The 20,426-nt window shown below is 66.6% G+C and carries 20 protein-coding genes; 3 read left to right on the top strand and 17 right to left on the bottom strand.

Annotated features, from left to right (window positions below; translation table 11 throughout):
* Position 1 precedes the first annotated feature (1 nt).
* The 9 genes from NGB94_RS09145 to NGB94_RS09105 all read right to left on the bottom strand — a co-directional run bounded on the left by NGB94_RS09145 (position 2) and on the right by NGB94_RS09105 (position 11,048).
* Positions 2 to 160, bottom strand: coding sequence for a hypothetical protein (locus NGB94_RS09145; protein ID WP_325790310.1), 159 nt, complete (start codon positions 158 to 160; stop codon positions 2 to 4).
* Between the two features lie 157 nt (positions 161 to 317).
* Positions 318 to 1,232: an ABC transporter ATP-binding protein gene (locus NGB94_RS09140; protein ID WP_325790309.1), complete on the bottom strand. Its 915-nt coding sequence runs from the start codon at positions 1,230 to 1,232 to the stop codon at positions 318 to 320.
* A complete protein-coding gene (locus NGB94_RS09135; protein WP_325790308.1) occupies positions 1,222 to 1,995 on the bottom strand; it encodes an ABC transporter permease in 774 nt (257 codons plus the stop codon). The genes NGB94_RS09140 and NGB94_RS09135 overlap by 11 nt, the downstream gene beginning before the upstream one ends.
* On the bottom strand, positions 1,992 to 2,780 hold the full coding sequence (locus NGB94_RS09130; protein ID WP_325790307.1) for an ABC transporter permease: 789 nt from the start codon (positions 2,778 to 2,780) through the stop codon (positions 1,992 to 1,994). The genes NGB94_RS09135 and NGB94_RS09130 overlap by 4 nt, the downstream gene beginning before the upstream one ends.
* A 39-nt stretch (positions 2,781 to 2,819) precedes the next feature.
* A complete protein-coding gene (locus tag NGB94_RS09125) occupies positions 2,820 to 3,806 on the bottom strand; it encodes an ABC transporter substrate-binding protein (RefSeq protein ID WP_325790306.1) in 987 nt (328 codons plus the stop codon).
* A 253-nt stretch (positions 3,807 to 4,059) separates the two neighbouring features.
* Entirely contained in the window at positions 4,060 to 5,394 is a 1,335-nt protein-coding gene (locus tag NGB94_RS09120; protein ID WP_325790305.1) for an MFS transporter, read from the bottom strand.
* A gap of 157 nt (positions 5,395 to 5,551) precedes the next feature.
* The gene (locus NGB94_RS09115) at positions 5,552 to 8,749 is read right to left on the bottom strand and encodes an SMC family ATPase (RefSeq protein WP_325790304.1); all 3,198 of its coding nucleotides are present in this window, start codon (positions 8,747 to 8,749) and stop codon (positions 5,552 to 5,554) included.
* Positions 8,746 to 9,912 carry an exonuclease SbcCD subunit D gene (locus tag NGB94_RS09110; RefSeq protein WP_325790302.1) on the bottom strand — a complete coding sequence of 389 codons (1,167 nt, stop codon included), beginning with the start codon at positions 9,910 to 9,912 and terminating at the stop codon, positions 8,746 to 8,748. The genes NGB94_RS09115 and NGB94_RS09110 overlap by 4 nt, the downstream gene beginning before the upstream one ends.
* A 119-nt stretch (positions 9,913 to 10,031) precedes the next feature.
* Positions 10,032 to 11,048, bottom strand: a complete 1,017-nt coding sequence (locus tag NGB94_RS09105; protein ID WP_325790300.1) for an MIP/aquaporin family protein — start codon at positions 11,046 to 11,048, stop codon at positions 10,032 to 10,034.
* A gap of 181 nt (positions 11,049 to 11,229) precedes the next feature.
* On the opposite strand from NGB94_RS09105, the gene NGB94_RS09100 reads away from it, so the two are divergent.
* A complete protein-coding gene (locus NGB94_RS09100; RefSeq protein WP_325790299.1) occupies positions 11,230 to 12,327 on the top strand; it encodes an ADP-ribosylglycohydrolase family protein in 1,098 nt (365 codons plus the stop codon).
* Between the two features lie 13 nt (positions 12,328 to 12,340).
* Here NGB94_RS09100 and NGB94_RS09095 read toward each other — a convergent pair whose 3' ends face one another.
* The 8 genes from NGB94_RS09095 to clpS all read right to left on the bottom strand — a co-directional run bounded on the left by NGB94_RS09095 (position 12,341) and on the right by clpS (position 18,385).
* Positions 12,341 to 13,348: an exonuclease domain-containing protein gene (locus tag NGB94_RS09095; RefSeq protein WP_325790298.1), complete on the bottom strand. Its 1,008-nt coding sequence runs from the start codon at positions 13,346 to 13,348 to the stop codon at positions 12,341 to 12,343.
* Position 13,349: 1 nt separating this feature from the next.
* On the bottom strand, positions 13,350 to 14,036 hold the full coding sequence (locus NGB94_RS09090) for a DedA family protein (RefSeq protein WP_325790297.1): 687 nt from the start codon (positions 14,034 to 14,036) through the stop codon (positions 13,350 to 13,352).
* A 100-nt stretch (positions 14,037 to 14,136) separates the two neighbouring features.
* Positions 14,137 to 14,784: an RdgB/HAM1 family non-canonical purine NTP pyrophosphatase gene (gene rdgB, locus NGB94_RS09085; protein WP_325790296.1), complete on the bottom strand. Its 648-nt coding sequence runs from the start codon at positions 14,782 to 14,784 to the stop codon at positions 14,137 to 14,139.
* A complete protein-coding gene (gene rph / locus NGB94_RS09080) occupies positions 14,781 to 15,536 on the bottom strand; it encodes a ribonuclease PH (protein WP_325790295.1) in 756 nt (251 codons plus the stop codon). The genes rdgB and rph overlap by 4 nt, the downstream gene beginning before the upstream one ends.
* 9 nt (positions 15,537 to 15,545) lie before the next feature.
* The gene (locus NGB94_RS09075) at positions 15,546 to 16,427 is read right to left on the bottom strand and encodes an MBL fold metallo-hydrolase (protein ID WP_325790294.1); all 882 of its coding nucleotides are present in this window, start codon (positions 16,425 to 16,427) and stop codon (positions 15,546 to 15,548) included.
* The gene (gene murI, locus NGB94_RS09070; protein ID WP_325790293.1) at positions 16,424 to 17,398 is read right to left on the bottom strand and encodes a glutamate racemase; all 975 of its coding nucleotides are present in this window, start codon (positions 17,396 to 17,398) and stop codon (positions 16,424 to 16,426) included. The genes NGB94_RS09075 and murI overlap by 4 nt, the downstream gene beginning before the upstream one ends.
* 87 nt (positions 17,399 to 17,485) lie before the next feature.
* A complete protein-coding gene (locus NGB94_RS09065; RefSeq protein ID WP_325790292.1) occupies positions 17,486 to 18,049 on the bottom strand; it encodes a DUF2017 domain-containing protein in 564 nt (187 codons plus the stop codon).
* A gap of 27 nt (positions 18,050 to 18,076) precedes the next feature.
* The gene (clpS, locus tag NGB94_RS09060) at positions 18,077 to 18,385 is read right to left on the bottom strand and encodes an ATP-dependent Clp protease adapter ClpS (protein ID WP_325790291.1); all 309 of its coding nucleotides are present in this window, start codon (positions 18,383 to 18,385) and stop codon (positions 18,077 to 18,079) included.
* 89 nt (positions 18,386 to 18,474) lie between these two features.
* On the opposite strand from clpS, the gene NGB94_RS09055 reads away from it, so the two are divergent.
* Positions 18,475 to 19,809, top strand: a complete 1,335-nt coding sequence (locus NGB94_RS09055) for a nicotinate phosphoribosyltransferase (RefSeq protein ID WP_325790289.1) — start codon at positions 18,475 to 18,477, stop codon at positions 19,807 to 19,809.
* The gene (locus NGB94_RS09050; protein ID WP_325790288.1) at positions 19,806 to 20,423 is read left to right on the top strand and encodes a nicotinamidase; all 618 of its coding nucleotides are present in this window, start codon (positions 19,806 to 19,808) and stop codon (positions 20,421 to 20,423) included. Before NGB94_RS09055 ends, NGB94_RS09050 begins: the two co-directional genes overlap by 4 nt.
* Positions 20,424 to 20,426 lie beyond the last annotated feature (3 nt).

The following is a 20,426-nucleotide window of genomic DNA, read 5'->3' as shown; positions in this document are numbered from 1 at the left end:
GTCAGGAACCGGAGTCGGTATCTTCTTCGGGTTCGAAGTTGGATGCCTCTTCGGTGCTCGCTGCAGCTACGCCGTCGCCTGATTCAGGAATGGTGCCCTCCGCCCCGGCGCCGTCGTTCTTGTCCTGCTCCTCGGGTGTTCCCTTGCCTGCATCAGCCATGGTCTTTCCTCCCCTTGGGTGGCCTGCGGACCAGTCCGGCCCGCAGGCGCCTGACTTTCGATACTAGGCCACCTGCCGCATACAGCACAGGGCCGGTGGTTTCCTCCCCCCAAGGAGGAAACCACCGGCCCTGTACTGCAGCCGTACGGGCTGCGGCCTAGGAACCGTCCCCGGCGCCGCCTCCGTCAGCCAGCACCCCGTGGGTGGTCGCCGGAACGTGCGGGACAGTGGTCCGCGGAGCGGCCGAAGCCGCAGGAGCTGCCTGCCCCTTGTTCTGCTTTGCAATCTGAATCTGCTCATATACGTGGTTGCGCAGCTCCACGAAGCGTGGAAGCGACCGGGTGGTGAGCTGGTCGCGCTTCTCCGGAAGGTCGATCACGATGTCTTCCTGCACCACGGTCGGTGAACTGGAGAGGACCACCACCCGCTCCCCCAGGTACACGGATTCGTCGATGTCGTGCGTGACGAACAGGATGGTCACGCCCAGCTTCTCCCAGACGCTGCGCACCAGGTCTTCCAGGTCCGCACGGGTCTGGGCATCCACGGCGGCAAACGGCTCATCCATGAGCAGGACCTTGGGCTGGTACGCGACGGCGCGGGCGATCGCCACACGCTGCTGCATGCCGCCGGACAGCTGCCAGGGGTAGCTGGTGGGAACGTGCGCCAGGCCAACGGCTTCCAGCGCATTGTCCACCAGCTGGTTGCGCTCTGCCTTGGCGATTCCGGCGTTCTTGAGCGGAAGCTCCACGTTCCCGCGGACGGTCATCCAGGGGAAAAGGCTGCGCCCGTATTCCTGGAAAACAACTGCCATGTCCTTCGGCGGTTCGGTGACCTTCTTACCGGCAAGGACAACCTCGCCCGAGGTGGGGGCCATCAGGCCGGCGATGATCTTCAGCAGCGTGGTCTTGCCGCTGCCGGAGGGACCCACCAGGCAGACGAGCTCGCCGGGACGGAGGTCGAAAGTCAGGTTGCGGACAGCTTCGATCTCCCCGGCATCGACCTTGTAGATCTTCTGGACGCCCCGGACCGACAGCAGCGGCTGGACCTGGCCCTCCGTGGGATTACTCTGCATGTTCTACCTCTCTCAAACCGTGGTACCAGCCGAGGATGCGGCGTTCGGACCACTGGAACAAAAATGACATGGCGACGCCGATCAGGCCAAGGACCACTATGCCGCTCCACATCTCGGGGATGGCGAAGGACCGCTGGAACTGGACGATGGTGAAGCCCAGGCCTTCGGAGGATGCGAACATCTCCGAGATGACCATGAGGATCAGGCCAATTGACAGGCACTGGCGGATACCGGCCATGATCTGCGGGCTGGCGCTGGGCAGCACCAGGTAGCGCAGCCTGGCGAACCCGCCGATGCGGAAGGTGCGGGCGGAATCGCTGAGCACGCCGTCGACGGCGCGGACACCCTCGATGGTGTTCAGCAGCACCGGCCAGATACAGCCGGAGACGATAACCGCAATCTTCATCTGGTCGTTGATGCCGATCAGGAGCATCAGCACCGGGATCAGCACGGGCGGCGGAATGGCCCGGAAGAACTCGAGCACGGGTTCGAGCAGGCTCCGCAGCCAGCGGGTGGTGCCTACCAGGATGCCGAGTCCGGTGCCCAGGATGATGGCCAGCACAATGCCGGTTACCAGCCGGATGAGGCTGGGCAGCACATCGGTCATGATCCGGTCCCAGGTCCAGACCGTCACGAACTTCTCAACCAGCGTTCCCGGCTTCGGGACGAAGAAGTTGGTGCTGCCCTGGGTGCTGAACCACCAGATGAAGATCAGCAGCGCCGGGAGCCCGACCAGGTAGCCGGCTTTCTTGAGCGTGTTCATACCACTACCTCCCCGCGGACCGAGCTGTGCCAGGACAAGGTGCGGCGCTCAATGACGCGCATGCCCATGTTGATCAGGATGCCAAGCACACCGGTGGTCAGGACCAGCGCGTACATCTGCGCGATCGCGCCGCCGGACTGGGCGTTGGCGATTTCCTTGCCGAGTCCGGGCGACCCAATGATCAGGCTTGCGGTGATGGCCAGGATCAGCGCCACAGCCGCGGCAAGCCGGACCCCGGTCATCAGGTACGGAAGGGTGGTTGGCCACACCACGTAGCGGATCCGGGCCAGGCGGCCGAGGCCGAAGCTCTTGGCCGTGTTGTTGGCGACCGGGTCCACATCCGCGACCCCGTACAGGACCTGGATCAGGACCTGCCAGAAGGAGGCGTACACCACCAGCAGCAGCGTCGATTCGATCCGGAACCCGAACAGCAGCACGGCCAGCGGGATCAGTGCCACCGAGGGGATGGGGCGGAGGAACTCAATGGTGGAGTTGGTGGCTTTGCGCAGGAAGTTGCTGGAGCCGATCACAAGGCCCAGGACCACTGCTGCCACCGTGGCGATCAGCAGGCCCAGGAACCAGCCCGTCATGGTGTCCACCACGGCGGCCCAGAACGCTCCGAGGCCCAGGTTGTTAATGAAGACTCCCAGCACTTCACTGGCGGGTGGCAGGAATCGGGGGTTGACCACTCCCAGTCGCGGAATCAGTTCCCAGGTCAGCAGGAACCCGAGGATTCCTGCCAGCCCCAGCAACGGCCCCGTGGGGAGACGTTTAGCGGATTTCATATGCTCTCGTTCTTCTCGAACCGGGCGGAGGGTGCGTTGCTAGTCCTGTGCCGGCAGCATAGCGTCCAGGTCCGGAGCCTTGGACAGCGTTCCATAGCTCGCTGCGGCTTCGCCGAGGATCGTCAGGCCTTCACGGTCGAAGTCCGCATGGAACGCGGGGAGAACCATCTTGCCGCGCATTTCTTCGTCGATCTTGGTGTAGGTGCCAACAATTTCCCGCACTGCGTCAGGGTTCTCCTGAGCGAATTCAAGGGACTTCTTCATGGCCCGGGTGAACTTCTCAACGGTTTCCGGGTTCTCCGCGATATAGGAGGACGTGGTGAAGTAGCCGCTGATGTCCAGGCTCGGGTGCGTTTCGGCGAAGTTGTAGGCAATGACCCGGGCGCCGTCTTCGACGACCTGGGTGAGGAAGGGATCCAGGATCCAGGCGGCGTCGACCTGGCCGGATTCAATCGCAGCCGGGGCATCGGGGAACGGCACCTCGACGAACTTGATGCTCTCGTGGTCACCGCCCGCGTTCTCCACGAGCTTCCTGATGGTGGTGTCTCCGATGTTGGAGAGGTTGTTGACGGAGACGGTCGTGCCGGCCAGATCTGCGGCATCCTGGATATCGGATCCGGCCGGAACGACGACGGCACCAAAGTCCGAGGAGGTGTCCCCGGTTGTGGAGTTGCCGTTGGAGACGAGCTGGATGTCCAGTCCCTTGTCATTGGCGACCATGACGGAGACGACGTTGCCGAAGGCGAAATCGAAGTCCCCACTTACCACGCCGGGGACAGCGGCTGCCCCGCCGGTGGTGGTCTGGATATCCAGGTCCAGGCCCTCTGCCTCAAAGAAACCCTGTTCCTTGCCCAGCCAGATCGGTGCGGTGTCGACAATGGGCATGATTCCCACGGAAAGGGTGGTGAGCCCGGAGGTGCCTTCTGCACCGGAGGTGCTCTCGTCACCGGAAAGAGATCCGCCTCCACAGGCGCTGAGGGTCAAAGCGGCCGCTGCGGCCAGGAGGACGGGGGCATTGCGTTTCACTAAAAGCGCTCCTTGTACGGTGGAACCCCGCGAAGACGGCCGCAGGGCGAGAACTCCGGTTCGTGTGCGACGGCGTGAAAACACGTGGTTTTCCACGCGATGTTCGCATGTTGAACAAAAGTTCTACAGGTAAACGCTATGAAATGCGTCACTCATCGTCAAGGAATTTATGTGATTGGAAACACAATCGAGACCGGGTGCGTAATGTTACCCGCGCCGGCCGGGTGAAACGGCAATGCAGCCGGGCTCCGGGCTATGCTGTTTGGTTCTTCGCGCGCCGTACAGCCGCCGCAGAGGCGATGCCCAGCACCAGGAGTGAAGCGGCCGCACCTGCGCTGACAAGGAACGCGGCCGAATGGCCGAATGCTTCGGCGAGCGGGCCGGCCAGTCCCGAGCCCACCGCCGTCCCGGCCACCGTGCCGCTGGCAAGCAGCGTCATGAACGTGCCCATGAGGTGCCGCGGTGCGAGTTCAGCACCAATTCCGAAAATGCTGACCATGGTAGGTCCCACCGGTATGCCCAGAAGGAAAAGGACGGCAAGCATGCCCGGAATGCCTGAGGGCAGGAGCAGCAGGAGCGCTGCGGCGGTCATTGCAGCAGCCGATACAACCCAGCGGGCAGACTGGCTGAACCGCTGGGGCCAGAAGGCAACGGACAGGGCAGCGGCGGCCGAGCTGATTCCCATGATCGAATACAGGAGTCCAGCCGCGTCAGCGGCACCAAACGTCCCGCCGAAGGCAGCCAGCGAGGCCTGGGTGGCGCCGAAGAACGTACCCATCGCGACCATGCCAAGGACCGGAAGCGCCAGCAGCCCCCACGAGGTCCCGCCCCGCTGCACCGTGTCTTCTGGCTCAGGCAGCGTGTTCTTGGTGCGCCGGGGGGCGGGGAGCACCACCGCAGCGGACCGGTGGAAGGCAAAGGCGCTGACCATCGACGCAGAAAGCACTGCGGCGAGGGCCAAGGGCAGCCAGGGAGCCACGGCTGCAGCGAGCAGCCCCACGAGGGCCGGGCCCAGCACAAAGCTCAATTCGTCGGCCATGCTTTCGTAGGACAGCGCTGTGCCGAGTTCCTTGCCGCTCCGGTCTTTGGAGGTCATCGCCATCCAGCGGACCCGTGCCAGCGGCCCCACCTGCGGACCCGTGGCTCCCATGCCGAAGGCCGCAGCCAGGACGGCGGTCAGGGGCCCTCCGTCGGGAAGCTGTGCAGCGGTGAGAATGGTGCCGATGATCAGCAGCGGATTGGCGATGGCGGCACCGAGCAGCACCGGCCGCTGGCCGATCCGGTCGGCGAGGTATCCCAGGGCTGGACCGCCCACGGCGGATCCGATACCGACTGCGCCGGCGGCGAAGCCGCCCTGCGCGTAGGACCCGGTGATACTGGTGACCAGCGTCAGTGCTCCGATGGTGAGCATCGCCAGCGGAAGCCGGGCGAGGAACGCCACTGAGAAGAATGCGGGGCCGGCAAGTTCAAGGATGCGCGCGTAGCGGCCTTTGGCCGGGGCTGTGGTTCCGTCGCCAGGTAGAGCGTCGAAGGCAGCTGATTCGGGACTTCCGGCGGCGGACTGCTGGTCAGTGGTGAAAGGTTTCATGCGGTACTCAGTTCAGGCAAAAATCGCGCATCGTCCCTCCTCCCGATGCGCCCGACCCGGTTACATGGCGATCCTACCCCGGCCGGCGCGGCCGGAGAGGCCGTGCTCGCTCCTGGCGTACATCCCGCTGGCCGGTCCCCCGGGCCAACCCCTCCGGTCACGCCGCGGGTGCGCCCGCCATCCGATAGTGGACGGTTGATCCGTTGCGGCCGCGGGTGATCTGCAGCTGCGCGCTGATGCGCTGCTTCATCTCGGCAACGTGGCTGACCAGGCCCACCATGCGTCCGCCGTCGCGCAGGCCTTCCAGGGCATCCATCACCTGTTCCAGGGCTTCCTCGTCAAGGCTGCCGAACCCTTCATCAACGAACAGGGTTTCCATGCTTGTTCCACCGGACTCCTGCTGGACCACGTCGGCCAGGCCCAGGGCCAGGGCCAGGGACGCCATAAAGGATTCGCCGCCGGAAAGCGTTGAGGTGTCCCGGCGGATCCCCGTCCAGTCGTCAATGACGTGCAGGCCCAGGCCCGCCCTGCGGTTTCCGGACTTCGAATCGTCATGCACCAGCGAATAGCGCCCGCCGGTCATCGCTGCGAGACGCTCCGTTGCCGCAGCGGCGACCTGTTCCAACCTCGCTGCCAGGACATAGGTGCTCAGCGCCATCCGGTAATTGTTCTCTCCGTTGCCGCGGGCGGTGTCGCTGACCGACTGCAGGAGCTCATGCCGCTGGCGCAGGGGCTCCGTCTCAGCCTCCGCCTGTGCGAGCTGCTCCGCCAGGTCTGCCAGGGCCTCTGCGGATCCGGCAAGCAGCTCCACCTGCACCGCTGCGGCTGAGACCTCCCGCCGAGCCGCCTCTGCTGCCTCGGATGCTTCGGCGACGTCCTCCTCATTGGGCATGGCTTCGGGTACGCCGTCGCTGTCCAGTGAGGCGAGCGCGTCTTCGTTTTCCCGCCGCAGCGCCAGCCGTGCCGCTTCCGCGTCCAGCGCCTCAATCCCCGACCGCAGTTCCTGCGCTTCGGGACCGGGCAGCAGTGCCGCCCGGGCGGCGTCTGTATCCTCGAAACCGGTGCCGCCCAGCGCGCCTTCGAGGGCCTTCGCCGCGTCCAGCCGGAATTCCCCCGCCTGCCGTGCAGCCTGCAGCGCTGTCCGTGCCGCGGCAGTCAGCCTACGCACCAGGCCGAGTGCCTCCAGAAGAGCCGAAAGTGCCTCCGGTCCGGATGTTTCCCCGGAGCCGCGGCGCAGGAGTTCGGCTTTCTCCTCCGCTGCGGCGGCAGCACGTGCCTGTGCCTGCGCTGCTTCCTGGAGGAGACTGGAACGTGATGCTTCAAGCCGGCTGAGCTCGGCCTCTATTTCCTGAAGGCGTTCCTCCGTGTCTCCGAGCTCCTCCGCAGCCTGCTCCGCAGCGCGGAGTTCCCCGGCTGCCTGCTCGCCCGCGCTGCGGGCCTCTTCCGGATCCGAGTCCCCTCCCTGCGCATGCAGGGCAGCGGCACGGGATGCGTCTGCTTCGGCAGCGGCCCTGGCGCCTTCCCAAATTTTCTCGGCGTCGGCTGTTGCCGTCCGCGCGGCCGCTTCTTCCTCCCGGGTCACGAGTTCCCTGCCCTCCGGCAGCGGAGCCGGGGACGGGTGGGAGGCGCTTCCGCACACCGGGCAATCGCTGCCCGGCGTCAGCGTGGAGGCCAGCTCCGCTGCGGCCTGGTCCAGGCGCAGCTGCAGCAGGTCCTGCCATTTCCCCCGGGCGTCCTGGTAAACCTCCCGGGCCCCGGCGGCTGCCTCTGCTGAAGCAGCCGCCGCTGCCCGTGCCGCCGTGTAGCCGCGGATCACCTCCTGGATCCTCGTGGCCTCCTCCATTCGGCGGCGGGCCGCTTCCATGGCTCCTGCCCTGGCCCTTAGGGAGGGAAGGGCTGCGCCCAGTTCCTCCTTTTCCGCCCTGTAGTTCCCTGCGGTGTCCCCGGCAGCTGCGGCCTCGGCGCGCAGCTGCTCCTCCCGTGCCTGTTCCCGGGCGGCCAGCTGACCCAGCGCTGCGGCACGTTCGGCGTCAGCCAGCGCGTTTTCAGCAGCGGAGATTTCCTTGGCCGTGTGATCTTCCAGCAGCGCCAGTGCCTCGGCTTCAGGGAGCGTGCTGTCCGGTCCGTCAGAATCGGGGCGGTAGGCCGGGACCAGGTCCTTCAGACCCGCGGCCCCGGCAGCTTCGACGAGTTCCTCCAGCGAAGCCTGCGCTGCCTTCAGTGTCCTTTCCACGCCGGCTTCGGCGGAGGCAAGGGAGTCGAGGTAGCCTCTGAGCCCCTCCGCACGGACATGTGCCTCCAGTGCCCGCCGCTGCGGCAGACTGGCTTCGAACCTGGCCGCGTGCTCGCGTTCGTCGGCTTCCAGCTGGAGCAGTGCCAGGCCCCGGGCCCTGCGCGCTTCGATCCTGTGCAGGGACTCCTCCGCCTGCCTGAAACGCTCCGAGGTGGACTTTTGGGCGTCCCGCAGGAAAGTGAGGTGCGCGGTGAGTCCCGAGCGGACGGCCGACAGCCACGCCGAGTCCGTTGGCCCCGGGCTGTCCGCAGCTGCCCGGGCATCGCCGGTCTCTCCGGCCGGCTCAGTTCCGGTCGGCTCAGTTCCGGCCGGCTCAGTCCCGGGCAGCAGCCCCTGCAGGAAGTCCGGCCCGCTGCCGTCCGGGCTGAGAACAAGCTTGGCGCAGCGTTCAACTTCGCTCCGCGCCCGGGCACGGAGGAGGTCAGCGGAGGCCTGCGCCGAGGCCAGCTGCGCCTTGGCCTCGTCGGCCTCGGCCTTGAGCTGCTGTTCGATCTCCTCGTAGCGCCAGGTTCCGAACAGACGCTGGAGCAGCTCGGCTCGGGAAGTGGCGTCTGCGCGCAGGAAGGCCGCGAAGTCGCCCTGGGGCAGCATCACCACGCGGGTGAACTGTTCCCGGCTCATGCCCAGAAGCGCCTGGATTTCGGCCGCGGCTTCGTCGTTGCGCGTGGTCTTCTGGACCCATTCGCCGTGCACGCGTTCGCTCAGCAGCGTACGGGCCTGTTCGGTGACTGTTCCCCTTGCGCTCCCCGCGCGCTTGGCCGGCCGCTCCCACTGGGGGCTGCGCACCACCTGGAACCGGCGTTCCCCCGCACTGAAGTCCAGGACCACCTCCGGGACCACCCCGGGGGCGGCGTGGTCGCTGCGCAGCTTCCGGGCTTCCTGGCGCGCCCCGGGAACCGACCCGTAGAGCGCAAAGCAGATAGCATCCAGCACGCTGGTCTTGCCGGCGCCGGTCGGACCGTTGAGCAGAAAGAGTCCCTGCTCCCCCAGCGCGTCGAAATCGACTGTCTGTCGGTCGGCGAACGGTCCGAACGCCTGCATTTCCAGGCGATGGATCCTCATTTGGCTACCTCCGCCGCATTTACCTTCCGCAGTACTTCGGCAAACAGGTCCCTTTCCTCCGGCGCCGCTTCCCGCGAGCGCACGTGGTCCAGGAACCCGCAGCACACATCAAGGTCGTCGGTGGCGCTGGCGAGCCTCCGGCTGTAGCTCTCGTTCGTACCGCGTGACCCGGAGGCCGGCTCGAAGGAGAGCGCGAGGGTGCCGGGGAAGCGCGACCGGATGCGCTCCATGGCCTTGGCCGGACGGGAATCATCCGTAAGTGTCACCTGGCACCAGGCGTCCTCCGCTTCGGCGAGCCCGGTATCTGCCAGCAGGTCCTCCAGTGTTCCCCGAAGCACTTCGAGCCGCTTGGGGGCCGGCCAGGCGACCGGGACAACACCCGACAGGCCGGACGGACCGAGTTCGACCAGCAGCCCGCCTTTGGCCTGCCTGGCCTCGGAGAAGGAATAGGGCAGCGGAGAGCCGCTGTACCAGACGTTCGACGCCAGTTCCTGCCTTCCATGCAGGTGGCCCAGCGCAGCGTAGGTGAAAGAGCTGAACAGGTCCAGGGGAACGGCGCCGACGCCGCCCACCGACAGGTCGCGTTCGCTGTCCGAGGTGATTCCCCCGGAGGCGAAGGTATGCGCCATGACCACCGGCAGCACCGGTTCCCCGGCTTCTTCGCGGACCCGGACATCCTCCTTGATGCGCCGCACGGCTTCTCCCAGCACGCCGGCATGGCTGGAGGGGACATCCGTGCCTAGTTCAGGAGCTGCGAGCCGCGGTTCAAGGTAAGGGATGCCGTACACAGCCACCGTAGCCGCGCCGTCGTGCAGCAGCACCGGAGAAGTGATGGCTTCGATGCCTGTCCTCAGGTGGACACCGCCCTGCTCGAAGATGCGCCCGCCAAATCCCAGGCGGGCAGCGGAATCGTGGTTTCCGCTCGTCAGGATTACCCGGGCACCGGCGCCCGTGATCCCGGCAAGGGCCTCATCGAGCAGCCGCACCACGTCCACCCCGGGAAGCGCGCGGTCATATACATCTCCGGAGATAAGGACCGCGTCAACCCCCTCGCCGCGGACGGTTTCCAGGAGCTGGTCCAGGAAAGCGCGCTGCGCCTGGAGCATTCCCACTCCGTGGAAGGAACGGCCCAGGTGCCAGTCGGAAGTGTGCAGGATTCGCATACCAACAAAACTACCGCCCGCCGGTGACACTGCAGATTCGCCGGCGTGTGGCCGGGTACAGCAGTGCCGCCTGCGGGCGGCAGTTTCGGCGGGTTCAACCCGCCTGGAGCTGATCGGAGCTAGGAACGGCTGCTGCCGGGGGTACCGGGGCCGTCCTGCTCCCTTTCTTCCTTGGCTGCAACAGGTGAGTCAGCGTCGAAGAAGCCGCGGGCATCGGCGTCGTCCGCTTCTGTCCGGGCCGGTTCTTCGCTGCCGGCTGCGGTCACTGTGCCGGCAGCCGGTGCCGTGCCCGCGCCAGTGGCAGTCTCGGCAGTCTCGGCAGCAAGGTCCTCGTCGTCATCTGCGAATTCCTCTTCGATAACCACGACGGCACCGGGCGAGGCGAAGTCGAGGCTGCGGTAGATCAGGCCGGTGATGGCCGCACCCAGCAGCGGAGCCAGCCAGAAGAGCCACAGCTGTTCCAGCGCCCAGGGCTCGGCGAAGACAGCGACGGCCGTGGAGCGGGCCGGGTTGATCGAACCGCCGGTGATCGGAACCAGGAAGGTCAGCAGCGCCGCGTAGGTGACACCGACGGCGAAGGCACCGGAAGCGGCTGAAAGGCGCGTCCCGGCGCCGAGGAAGACGGCGGTGAGCAGGGCTGCGGCGATGACTTCAGTCAGCAGCGCACCGGCCAGCGGGAACTGTGTGGCCGAGTTCTCGGCAAAGCCGTTGGCAACAGCTGCGAAGAACGGCTGGGTCTCCGGGATCTGCGGGTGCCCCGTCATTGAAACCCAGAGGATGAGGGCAGCGAACAGCGCCCCGACCAGCTGTGCGGCGATGTACGGCAGGACTGCCTTCCAGGACGTGCGTCCGGCCAGCGCGCTGCCGATGGTGATGGTGGGCAGGAAGTGCCCTCCGGAAATGTAGCCGAAGGCAATCATGGCCGCTGCCAGGACCAGGCCGAAGGCCAGCGGAGCTGACAGGCCGCCTGACGGGTTGAAGAAGGAGACGCCCAGGCCCGCCAGCACCAGCAGGAAGGAACCCGCCGCTTCCGCGATGCTGCGGCCCAGGAGCCCGTAGGAGCGCAGGGACGTAATGGTGGTGCCCTCGGCCGCTGCGGCGCTTGCGCCGGCTGGGTTGTGTGGCTCTGCAGTCATGGGAGGAGTCATTCCTATCAGTTGGTGAAGAACATGGTTCCGTGCGCGGCACGGCACGTGCCGGGCGGCCGCGCAAACACCCCAGCCTTCCACCGGTTCCTGTGAGGCTGCTGGGTGCGCACTGAGCATACACTCGCTGCACGCAGGGAAGTCCGGCCGGCGGGACACCTATGCTGGAGAGGTGAACAATTCCGCTTCCCTGCCGCAGGTCGATCCTGAACTTTTCCGCTCCAAGGTCCGCGCCTGCCTGCTCGGCGGGGCCCTGGGCGATGCGCTCGGCTACGCAGTTGAGTTCGATTCCCTGGACGGGATCCGTTCCCGGTTCGGTGCCGGCGGCCTCACGGACTTTCAGCAGCTTCAGAGCCCCGCACCGGTTTCGGATGATACCCAGATGACCCTGTATACGGTGGACGGGTTCGTGGAGGTGCTGCAGTGGGCCAACGACGGGGTGGGCGCCGACGAAACCGCGTGTCTCTGGCTTGCCTACCTCCGCTGGCTTAAGACCCAGGGTGAGGCGCTCCCTGCCAATGCCCCGGACCAGCCGGCCCGGTGGATCGACGGCCAGGAGGTGCTCCATCACCGCCGGGCTCCCGGCAATGCATGCATCTCGGGGCTGATGACCGGGGAAATGGGCACCAGGGCCCGGCCGGTGAATGCCGATTCAAAAGGCTGCGGCACGGTGATGCGCTCAGCCCCCTTTGGGCTGCTCCCCTACGTGGCGTCTGACACTGTCTACAAGTTCAGCGCCGACGGCGCGGCCCTGACGCACGGCCATCCCTCCGCCCTGCACAGCGCCGCAGTGTTCAGCGCCCTGATCCATGACCTGCTCCCCGCCGGATCCACCCTGGCCGGCGCTGCCTCCGCCGCAGTGCAACGCGCCGGTGCGTCCGGCGTGCCCGAACTCGCCGAACGCCTGGAAGCTGCCCTCGCCCTGGCCGCGGAAGACCGTGCAGGCAGCAGGGAACCGTCTGCAGAACGCATGAAGCAGGTCCTCGGCGAGGGCTGGACTGCAGAGGAAGCCCTGGCCATCGGCCTCTATGCCGCTTTGGCGTCAGCGGACGCCGGCACGCCGCAGGAACACTTCCGCCGTGCCATAACGCTGGCGGTGAACCACGACGGCGACAGCGACTCCACTGCCTCGGTAGCCGGAAACATCGTAGGCGTCCTGTACGGACTCCCGGCGCTGCCGGACGAATGGGTCCAGGCCATTGATGCGCGGGAAACCGTGGAGCAGATGGCTGACGCGCTTATCGGCGTTACGGTCGGCCAGCAGCGCTGACCGCAGGCGGGGCCTACTGGCTGCCGGCCGGCCAGCTGCCGCCGATCATCTGCAGGAACTCCGCTTCGGAAAGCACTTCGATTTTCTGGCCGCGGTCGTGCAGCTCAAGCACCCGGCGGGCCTTGCCGGTGACCCGGCCATTGCGCAGGTCCCCTGCTTCAAAACCGTCGCCTACCACCAGGACCGTGGTGGCCCGGGTGACGTTGCTGGCGGTCCGTGCACCCAGATCCGCTGCGCGTTCCTTGGCACTCTGGCGCGGCATGCCGAGGTTTCCGGTGAAAACAACAGTCTGCCCATAGAGCGGATGCCCGGGACGGGCAGCAGGATTAGGCGGCGGGTTGATGCCTTCCGACGGCCAGCCGCTGAAGGATGACCCCGCATTAGCCGCCGTTCCGGTTCCGCGTTCCAGGGCATCCCGCGTGGCTTTGGACAGCGGGTCGATCCCTGGCCGGTAGGCCGGGGCATGGTTGGGGCGCAGGCCCTGGAGCGCGAAGTACTCCGGCAGGCTGCCGGCGCCGGACCGGGCCACAATGTCAATGAGGATCCCGGCGCACGCCCGCGCATCGGCTGTGGCGTCGTGGTGGTTTTCCAGCGGCACGCCCGCTGCCTCGGCCACGAACGGCAGCGAATGCGACGGAAGGGTGTAGGTCCGGCGGGAAAGGATGACTGTGCAGGCATAGTCATAAGCCGGACCTGGCAGGCCTGACACTTCCAGGGCGGACCGGATGACGCCCAGATCGAAGGCGGCGTTGTGGGCCACCAGGAGGTCTTCGCCGATGAACGCTCCGATTTCGGGAAAGAGTTCACCAAAGCGCGGTTTGCCTGCCACCTGCACCGCTTCGATGCCGTGGATGCGGATGTTGCGCCGGTCGAAAAAGTCGTGTCCTTCCGGCGGGCGCATCAGCCAGGATGCCTCTTCCACGATCCGCCCTCCGCGGACCTTGCTCAGCCCAACCGAGCAGGGCGAGCCGCGGAAACCGTTGGCTGTCTCAAAATCGATGGAGGTGAAATCCACTCCCACGTCAGGACTCTTCGGCCGCGCGCTGGGCCTTTCTCCGACGGTAGGCACGGATCTTTGCGGTGATGTACCAGACAGCGGCAATAAGGACCGCGGCAATCACGATCTTCTGGAAGATCCCGGCGTATTCCTCGACAATGTGCCAGCTTTCGCCCAGGAAGTAGCCGGAGAACACAAAGATGCTGTTCCAGATCAGGCTTCCGGCGGTGGTGAGTCCGAGGAATTTGAGCAGGGGCATCTTCTCGATGCCGGCGGGGATTGAGATCAGCGACCTGAAGATGGGAATCATCCGGCCGAAGAACACGGCCTTGTACCCGTGCTTCATGAACCAGGCTTCAACCTTGTCCACGTCCTCGATATCTACCAGCGGCACCTTCTCGACGATGGCCCGCATACGGTCCCGGCCCAGCCAGGCACCCAGCAGGTAGAGCGCCCAGGCGCCGACGACGGAACCCAGGGTGGTCCAGATCAGTGCCTCGACAATGGAAAAGTTTCCCTGGCTGGCAGCAAATCCGGCCAGCGGAAGGATGACTTCGCTCGGCAGCGGCGGAAAGAGGTTCTCAAGCGCGATCGCCAGGCCGGCACCCGGAGCGCCGATGGCCTCCATGATGTCCACGGCCCACTGGGCTACTCCTCCCAGGGCCGATTCGGAACTGGCGGGGTCAACTGCGGCGCTGATCAGGATACTCATATCGCAACCAATTGTGCCCTACTCCCCCGTCCGGCATGAACGAACCGGCCTGCCCCGGAGCGGCGCCGCAACGATCCGCGGCGCCGTCCGGTGTCCTAAATCACTCGCCGCGGGCGGCCTGCGGTGCCGCCAGCACGCGGATGATGGCGGGCAGCAGGGCGCGGAAGGCCTGCCCGCGGTGGCTGATGGCATTCTTCTCGGGGCGGGAAAGTTCGGCACAGCTGCGGGTGTCACCGTTCGGCTGCAGGATCGGGTCATAGCCGAAGCCCCCGGTGCCGCGGGGTTCGGCGAGCAGGGTGCCGCGCAGCTCGCCGCGCTCCACGACGTCCTCTCCGCCGGGCACTGCGAGTGCCGCCGCGCAGATGAAGGCCGCGCCGCGGTGCTCCGGCCCAATGTCTGACAGCTGTGCCAGCAGCAGGTCCAGGTTTGCCTGGTCGTTGCCGTGGACACCGGACCACCGGGCGGAGAAGATCCCGGGCGCTCCGCCCAGGACGTCCACCGCAAGGCCGGAGTCGTCCGCGATTGCCGGAAGCCCGGAAGCTTCGGCGACTGCGCGGGCCTTGAGCAGCGAGTTCTCCTCGAAGGTGACCCCGGTTTCCGGAACGTCGGGCACTCCGGCTGTCTCGGCGTCGATCACCTGGGTGTCGACGTCGAGCCCTTCTATCCGGCCGCGCAGCAGGTCGCGCAGTTCATTGAGTTTTCCGGCGTTGCGGGTAGCCAGCACCAGCCGGGGCTCGGGCCCGCTCATGAAGCGGCCAGGGTCTGCCGCTGGATGTCCGCCAGCTGGGAGGTGCCCAGCAGGGCCAGGTCCAGCAGGGCGTCCAGCTCGGCGCGGTCAAAGGGTGCGCCTTCGGCGGTTCCCTGGACCTCGACGAACTTGCCGCTGCCGGTAACCACCACGTTCATGTCGGTTTCCGCCCGGACGTCTTCCACGTAGGGCAGGTCCAGCATCGGGACGCCGTCAATGATGCCCACGCTGACAGCTGCGACGGTGTCCAGAAGGGGCTCCGCATTCCGGGCTACCAGCTTGTTCTCCTTGGCCCAGGCCAGTGCGTCGGCCAGCGCCACGTAGGCTCCGGTGATGGCTGCCGTGCGGGTGCCGCCGTCGGCCTGCAGGACATCACAGTCCAGGACCACGGTGTTTTCGCCAAGCGCGCGGGTGTCGATCACGGACCGCAGCGAGCGCCCGATCAGGCGGGAGATCTCGTGCGTGCGCCCGCCGATCTTTCCCTTGACCGATTCGCGGTCGTTTCGGGTGTTCGTGGCCCGGGGAAGCATGGCGTATTCGGCGGTGACCCAGCCCTTGCCTTCGCCCTTGAGCCAGCGCGGCACGCCGGGGGTCAGGGAGGCGGTGCACAGCACCCGGGTGTTGCCGAACTCAATCAGCGCCGATCCTTCGGCCTGGCTGGACCAGCCGCGGGTGATGCTGATGGTGCGGAGCTGGTCGGGGGTGCGGCCGTCGGCGCGCAGGGCAGGCGAAGAATTCGGAACTGTAGTCATGCGGCCAGTCTATCGGCCGTGTACCGGCCGTCCGGAGGCCGGGTGCTCCAGCGCTTCGCTGCCGTTCACGGCCAGCGGCGGCGCGAAGTCCGTGCCGACGTCGTAGGAGACACCGGCGACGGCGACAGCCAGGCCGCCGGAATAGGTCTCCCGGGCTTCGGCAACGGCTGTGTTCGCGTCGTTCCACACCGGAAGGTGGGTGAGCAGCAGGCGGCGGGCCCCGGCCTCGGTGGCTGCCGCGCCGGCACGCTTGCCGGTCAGGTGCACACCGGTGATGGCGTCGTCGCGGCCTTCGTGGAAAGCCGCTTCGCAGAGGAAGACGTCAGTGTCCCGGGCAGCGTCCACCAGGCCCGGGCATGAGTCCGTGTCACCCGAGTAGGCCAGTGTCCGCACCCGTTCGGTGCCGTCCCCGGCCGGCTCCGTCGCCTCCACGCGCAGCGCGTAGGCCTCCTCGGCGGGGTGGGCAACCGGGTGCGGGGTGACGGTGAACGGACCGATCTGCACCGGTTCCCCCGCCTTCCACTGCATGAACTCGAAATCCTCATGCATGCCCGGCTGCGGATCCAGGCCGTAGGCAACGGCGATCCGGTCGGCGGTCGCTGCGGGTCCGTAGACCTTGACCCTGTCCCGTCCCCAGCCGTAGGGATCCCAGTGGACTGCCACGTGCAGTCCGCACAGATCCATGAAGTGGTCAGGGTGCAGGTGGGTGATCAGCACGGCATCAATGTCCTTGATGTCCATGTAGCGCTGCAGGGTGCCCAGCGAGCCATTGCCAAGGTCCAGCAGGATCCGCCAGTCGCGTTCGCCGTCGTTGGCGGTGACCAGGTAGCAGGAGGCAGGCGAGGCCGGGCCCGGGAAGGAGCCTGAGCAGCCTACGATCGTCAGTTTCATCGGGCACCGTTCCCCAGGGCAGCGTCCGTAGCCGGCAAACCGGCCTGGGCACGTGCGGCGGCAATCATTTCGGGCGTGATCCTGGCCAGGACACCGGTGGGATAGCGTGCGGCCACGGAGTCGGCGTGCTCTACGCGGAGCACCTCCGGGCCGAGGAAGCGGCGTGCCAGCAGTTCAAAGGAGGCAGCGTCTCCGGTAGCCACGAAGCGGTGGCTCGGCGGTGTGTCTGCGGTCCGCGCCAGTCCATGGGTGAGCAGTGCCTTGTATACGTCCTTGGCGGTTTCCTCGGCGCTTGAAACGAGCGTGACATCCTCGCCCATGACGTAGGAGATCACCCCGGTCAGGAGCGGGTAATGCGTGCAGCCAAGCACCAGGGTGTCCACTCCCCGTTCCTTCAGCGGAGTGAGGTAGCCTTCGGCCGCTTCAAGCACGTCTTTGCCGGCAGTGACGCCGGCCTCCACATACTCGACGAACGCGGGACAGGCCACAGAGGAGACACTGAGGTGCGGGGCGGCGGCAAAGGTGTCGTCATACGCACGGGAGCTGACAGTGGCGGCCGTGCCGATGACGCCGATGCGGCCGGAGCGCGTTGCAGCAACGGCCCTGCGGACGGCAGGCTGGATGACTTCGATGACCGGAATGCCGTAGCGCCCGGTGTACCTCTCCCTGGCGTCCCGCAGCACGGCGGCGGAGGCGGAGTTGCAGGCGATAACCAGCAGCTTCACCCCGGCATCGACCAGTTCGTCCATGACGCCCAGGGCGTAGGCCCGCACGTCAGCGATCGGCAGCGGACCATAGGGCCCGTGGGCGGTGTCTCCGACGTAGAGGATCGATTCATTCGGCAGCTGGTCGATCACGGCGCGGGCAACAGTGAGGCCACCGACTCCCGAATCGAAAATGCCGATCGGCGCGTCAGTGGTCTTCGGCAGGTCGTCCTTCAGCGGCGAAGTACCCGGATGGTCAGAGCTCATGATGTATCGACAATAGTCCCCGGGCCGGACAGGGTGCACTCACCAGCCAGTGGTCTTGGTCACAGGAACCGTGCGGCGGATGCCGGATCAGCGGCGCGGAAGGCCGTCCAGCAGGGCCTTCATCAGGGTCTCCTGCAGCCAGGTGACGAAGTTGTAGACCAGGGCAAGATATTGGTCGACGTCGTGAGCATCACCTGGTTCTGTGATGTCATGCAGGGCTTCGGCGTCCGCATCGGTCTCGAGCCCCAGCCTGGAACCCAGGACCAGCCGCACGTCGTTCAGTGCCTGGGCGAAGAGGCGTGCCTGCTCGTGGTCCAGGTGCAGCGGGCTCGATTCGAGCGCCAGCGACGCTGCCCGAAGGGCTCCGGTTTTTGCTTCGCGCAGCGAGCGTTCAGTGAGCCGGCGGAATTCAAGGGCATCGGCGTCGTTGTCTTCCACCGCATTCGGCAGCAGCCGCAGCAGCGCGGGATCATCCGGCGCTTCAGCGCTGGTATCCAGGCCCACCATCGCGGCCAGCGGGTCTTCCGAGGCCGGGGTTTCCGGTTCCAGCATGGTGATGATGTCGGCAAACAGCCCGCGCAGCAGGGAGCGCTCGCCCGGCTCGAGCTGGGCGGTGATGCCTTTGCGGGTGAGCTTGAATCCGGTAGCCAAGAAGGACCTTTCGTGGTGTGGGGCCGGTTAGGCCTGGTCGGCTTTCTGGAACGTTGCCCAGAGTCCGTAGGAGTGCATGGCCAGTGTGTGCCGTTCGGCCTCTTCACGCGGTCCGGTGGCCACCACGGATTTGCCGTCGTTATGGACCTGCAGCATCAGCTGGTTGGCCTTGGCCTCCGAGTAGCCGAAGTAGCTTTGGAAGACGTAGCTGACGTAGCTCATCAGGTTCACCGGATCATTCCAGACGATCACGACCCAGGGAACGTCGGTGGCGGTCTCCTCCGCAGTCAGTGAGTCGGTCTGGGTCCCCGTGTCCGGGAGGGTGGCTACGCTCATGCTGCCAATTGTAGTTTGGCGCGCGCTGCCTGCGGTCCGCGTCATGCGGGTGCGGCGCCTGCCGGGGACGGCGGGTTAGAGTTTTGGGTGTGAACGCTACCACCGCGTGGCAGCAGCCAAATGCTGCCCTGTACACCGACCACTACGAACTGACGATGCTGCAGGCCGCCCTGCACTCCGGTACGGCCGACCGCCGTTCAGTGTTCGAGGCCTTCGCCCGCAAGCTTCCCGACGGCAGGCGCTACGGCATCGTCGCCGGCACCGGCCGCCTGCTCGAAGCGCTCGAGAACTTCCGTTTCGGAGAACAGCAGCTGAACTTCCTGGCCGCCAACGGCGTCGTGGACGACCGCACGCTGGCCTGGCTCGCTGACTTCCGCTTCACCGGCACCATCACCGGCTACGCCGAAGGCGACGTGTATTTCCCCGGGTCACCGATCCTGCAGGTCGAAGCAAGCTTCGGCGAAGCCTGCATCCTGGAGACGCTGATCCTCTCGGTGCTGAACCATGACAGCGCCATCGCCTCCGCTGCCTCGAGGATGACCAGTGCCGCCGGCGGACGCCCGTGCATCGAAATGGGATCACGGCGCACCCATGAGGAAGCCGCAGTCGCCGCGGCCCGCGCAGCCGTCATCGCCGGGTTCGACAGCACCTCCAACCTGGAGGCCGGGCTGCGCTACGGCATCAAGACCGTGGGAACCGCCGCGCACTCCTTCACCCTGCTCCACGATTCAGAGGTGGACGCCTTCACGGCGCAGACCGCGTCGCTGGGGGTGAACACCTCCCTGCTCGTGGATACGTACGACGTCGAGCAGGGCGTCCGCAACGCCGTCGCCGTCGCCGGCCAGAAACTGGGCGGCGTGCGGCTGGACTCCGGCGACCTGGTAGCCCAGGCGCAGTGGGTCCGGGAGCTGCTGGACGATCTTGGCAACACTTCCACCCGGATCATGGTCACCTCGGACCTGGACGAATATGCGATCGCTGCGCTGGGATCAGCACCGGTGGATGCGTACGGTGTCGGCACCTCGCTGGTAACCGGCTCCGGCGCTCCCACCGCCGGCCTGGTCTATAAGCTGGTCAGCCGGGAAGGCAACGACGGTAACTTTGTGTCAGTGGCCAAGGCTGCCAAGAACAAGGCTTCCCTGGGCGGACACAAGTACGCCATGCGCCGGATTAACGAGCGCGGCCGCGCCGTCGCCGAAGTGGTGGGCGTCGGCGCCCGCCCGCAGCATGACGGCAATGACCGGGAGCTGCTTGAAACGTTCGTCTCCGACGGCGTGGTGCAGCCCGGCTGGACCGGCCCCGGCGCGGTTGACCGCGCGCGGGCCCGCCATGAAGCTTCGCTGCTTGAACTGCCGGCGGCGGCCTACCGCCTGCAGCGCGGAGAGCCCGTGATCCCAACCGAATTCGAGGAGGAAACCCGATGACCCGTGCACTGATTGTGGTTGACGTCCAGAACGACTTCTCCGAGGGCGGCTCCCTGGCCGTGCCCGGCGGAAACGATGCTGCGGCGGAAATCAGCGACTACATCGAAACGTCCCGGGACCGCTACACGGCCGTCGTCGCCACCCAGGACTGGCACATTGAACCGGGCAGCCATTTCTCCGACAACCCGAACTTCCGTGACTCCTGGCCGGTGCACTGCGTGGCAGGCACCCACGGCGCAGCGCTGAATCCGGACCTGGACACGGAGTTCATTGACGCCTACTTCCGCAAGGGCCAGTACGAGGCCGCGTACTCCGGCTTTGAGGGCCTCCTGGCTCCGGACGTCGAGGTACCCCTGGGTGATCCCGATGCCGAACCGGCGCCGGATGAGGACGCCGTCAGCCTGGACGACTGGCTGCGGGACAACGGCATCGATGAAGTGGTGATTGTTGGACTGGCCACTGAATACTGCGTCAAGGCCACGGCCCTGGACGCGGTCGCAGCCGGCTACAACACGGCCGTCATCCCGGACCTCTGCCGCGGCCTGGACCGGGTAGACGTGCGTGCCGCCCTGGACGAGCTGGAGGACGCCGGCGTCGAGCTCCTGGACCTCTAATCC

Origin of the sequence: Arthrobacter koreensis (assembly GCF_035792275.1) — a bacterium.
GTDB lineage: Bacteria > Actinomycetota > Actinomycetes > Actinomycetales > Micrococcaceae > Arthrobacter_B > Arthrobacter_B koreensis_A.
The sequence above is the reverse complement of the archived record's forward strand: the minus strand, read 5'-3'. Positions and strand labels throughout refer to the sequence as shown.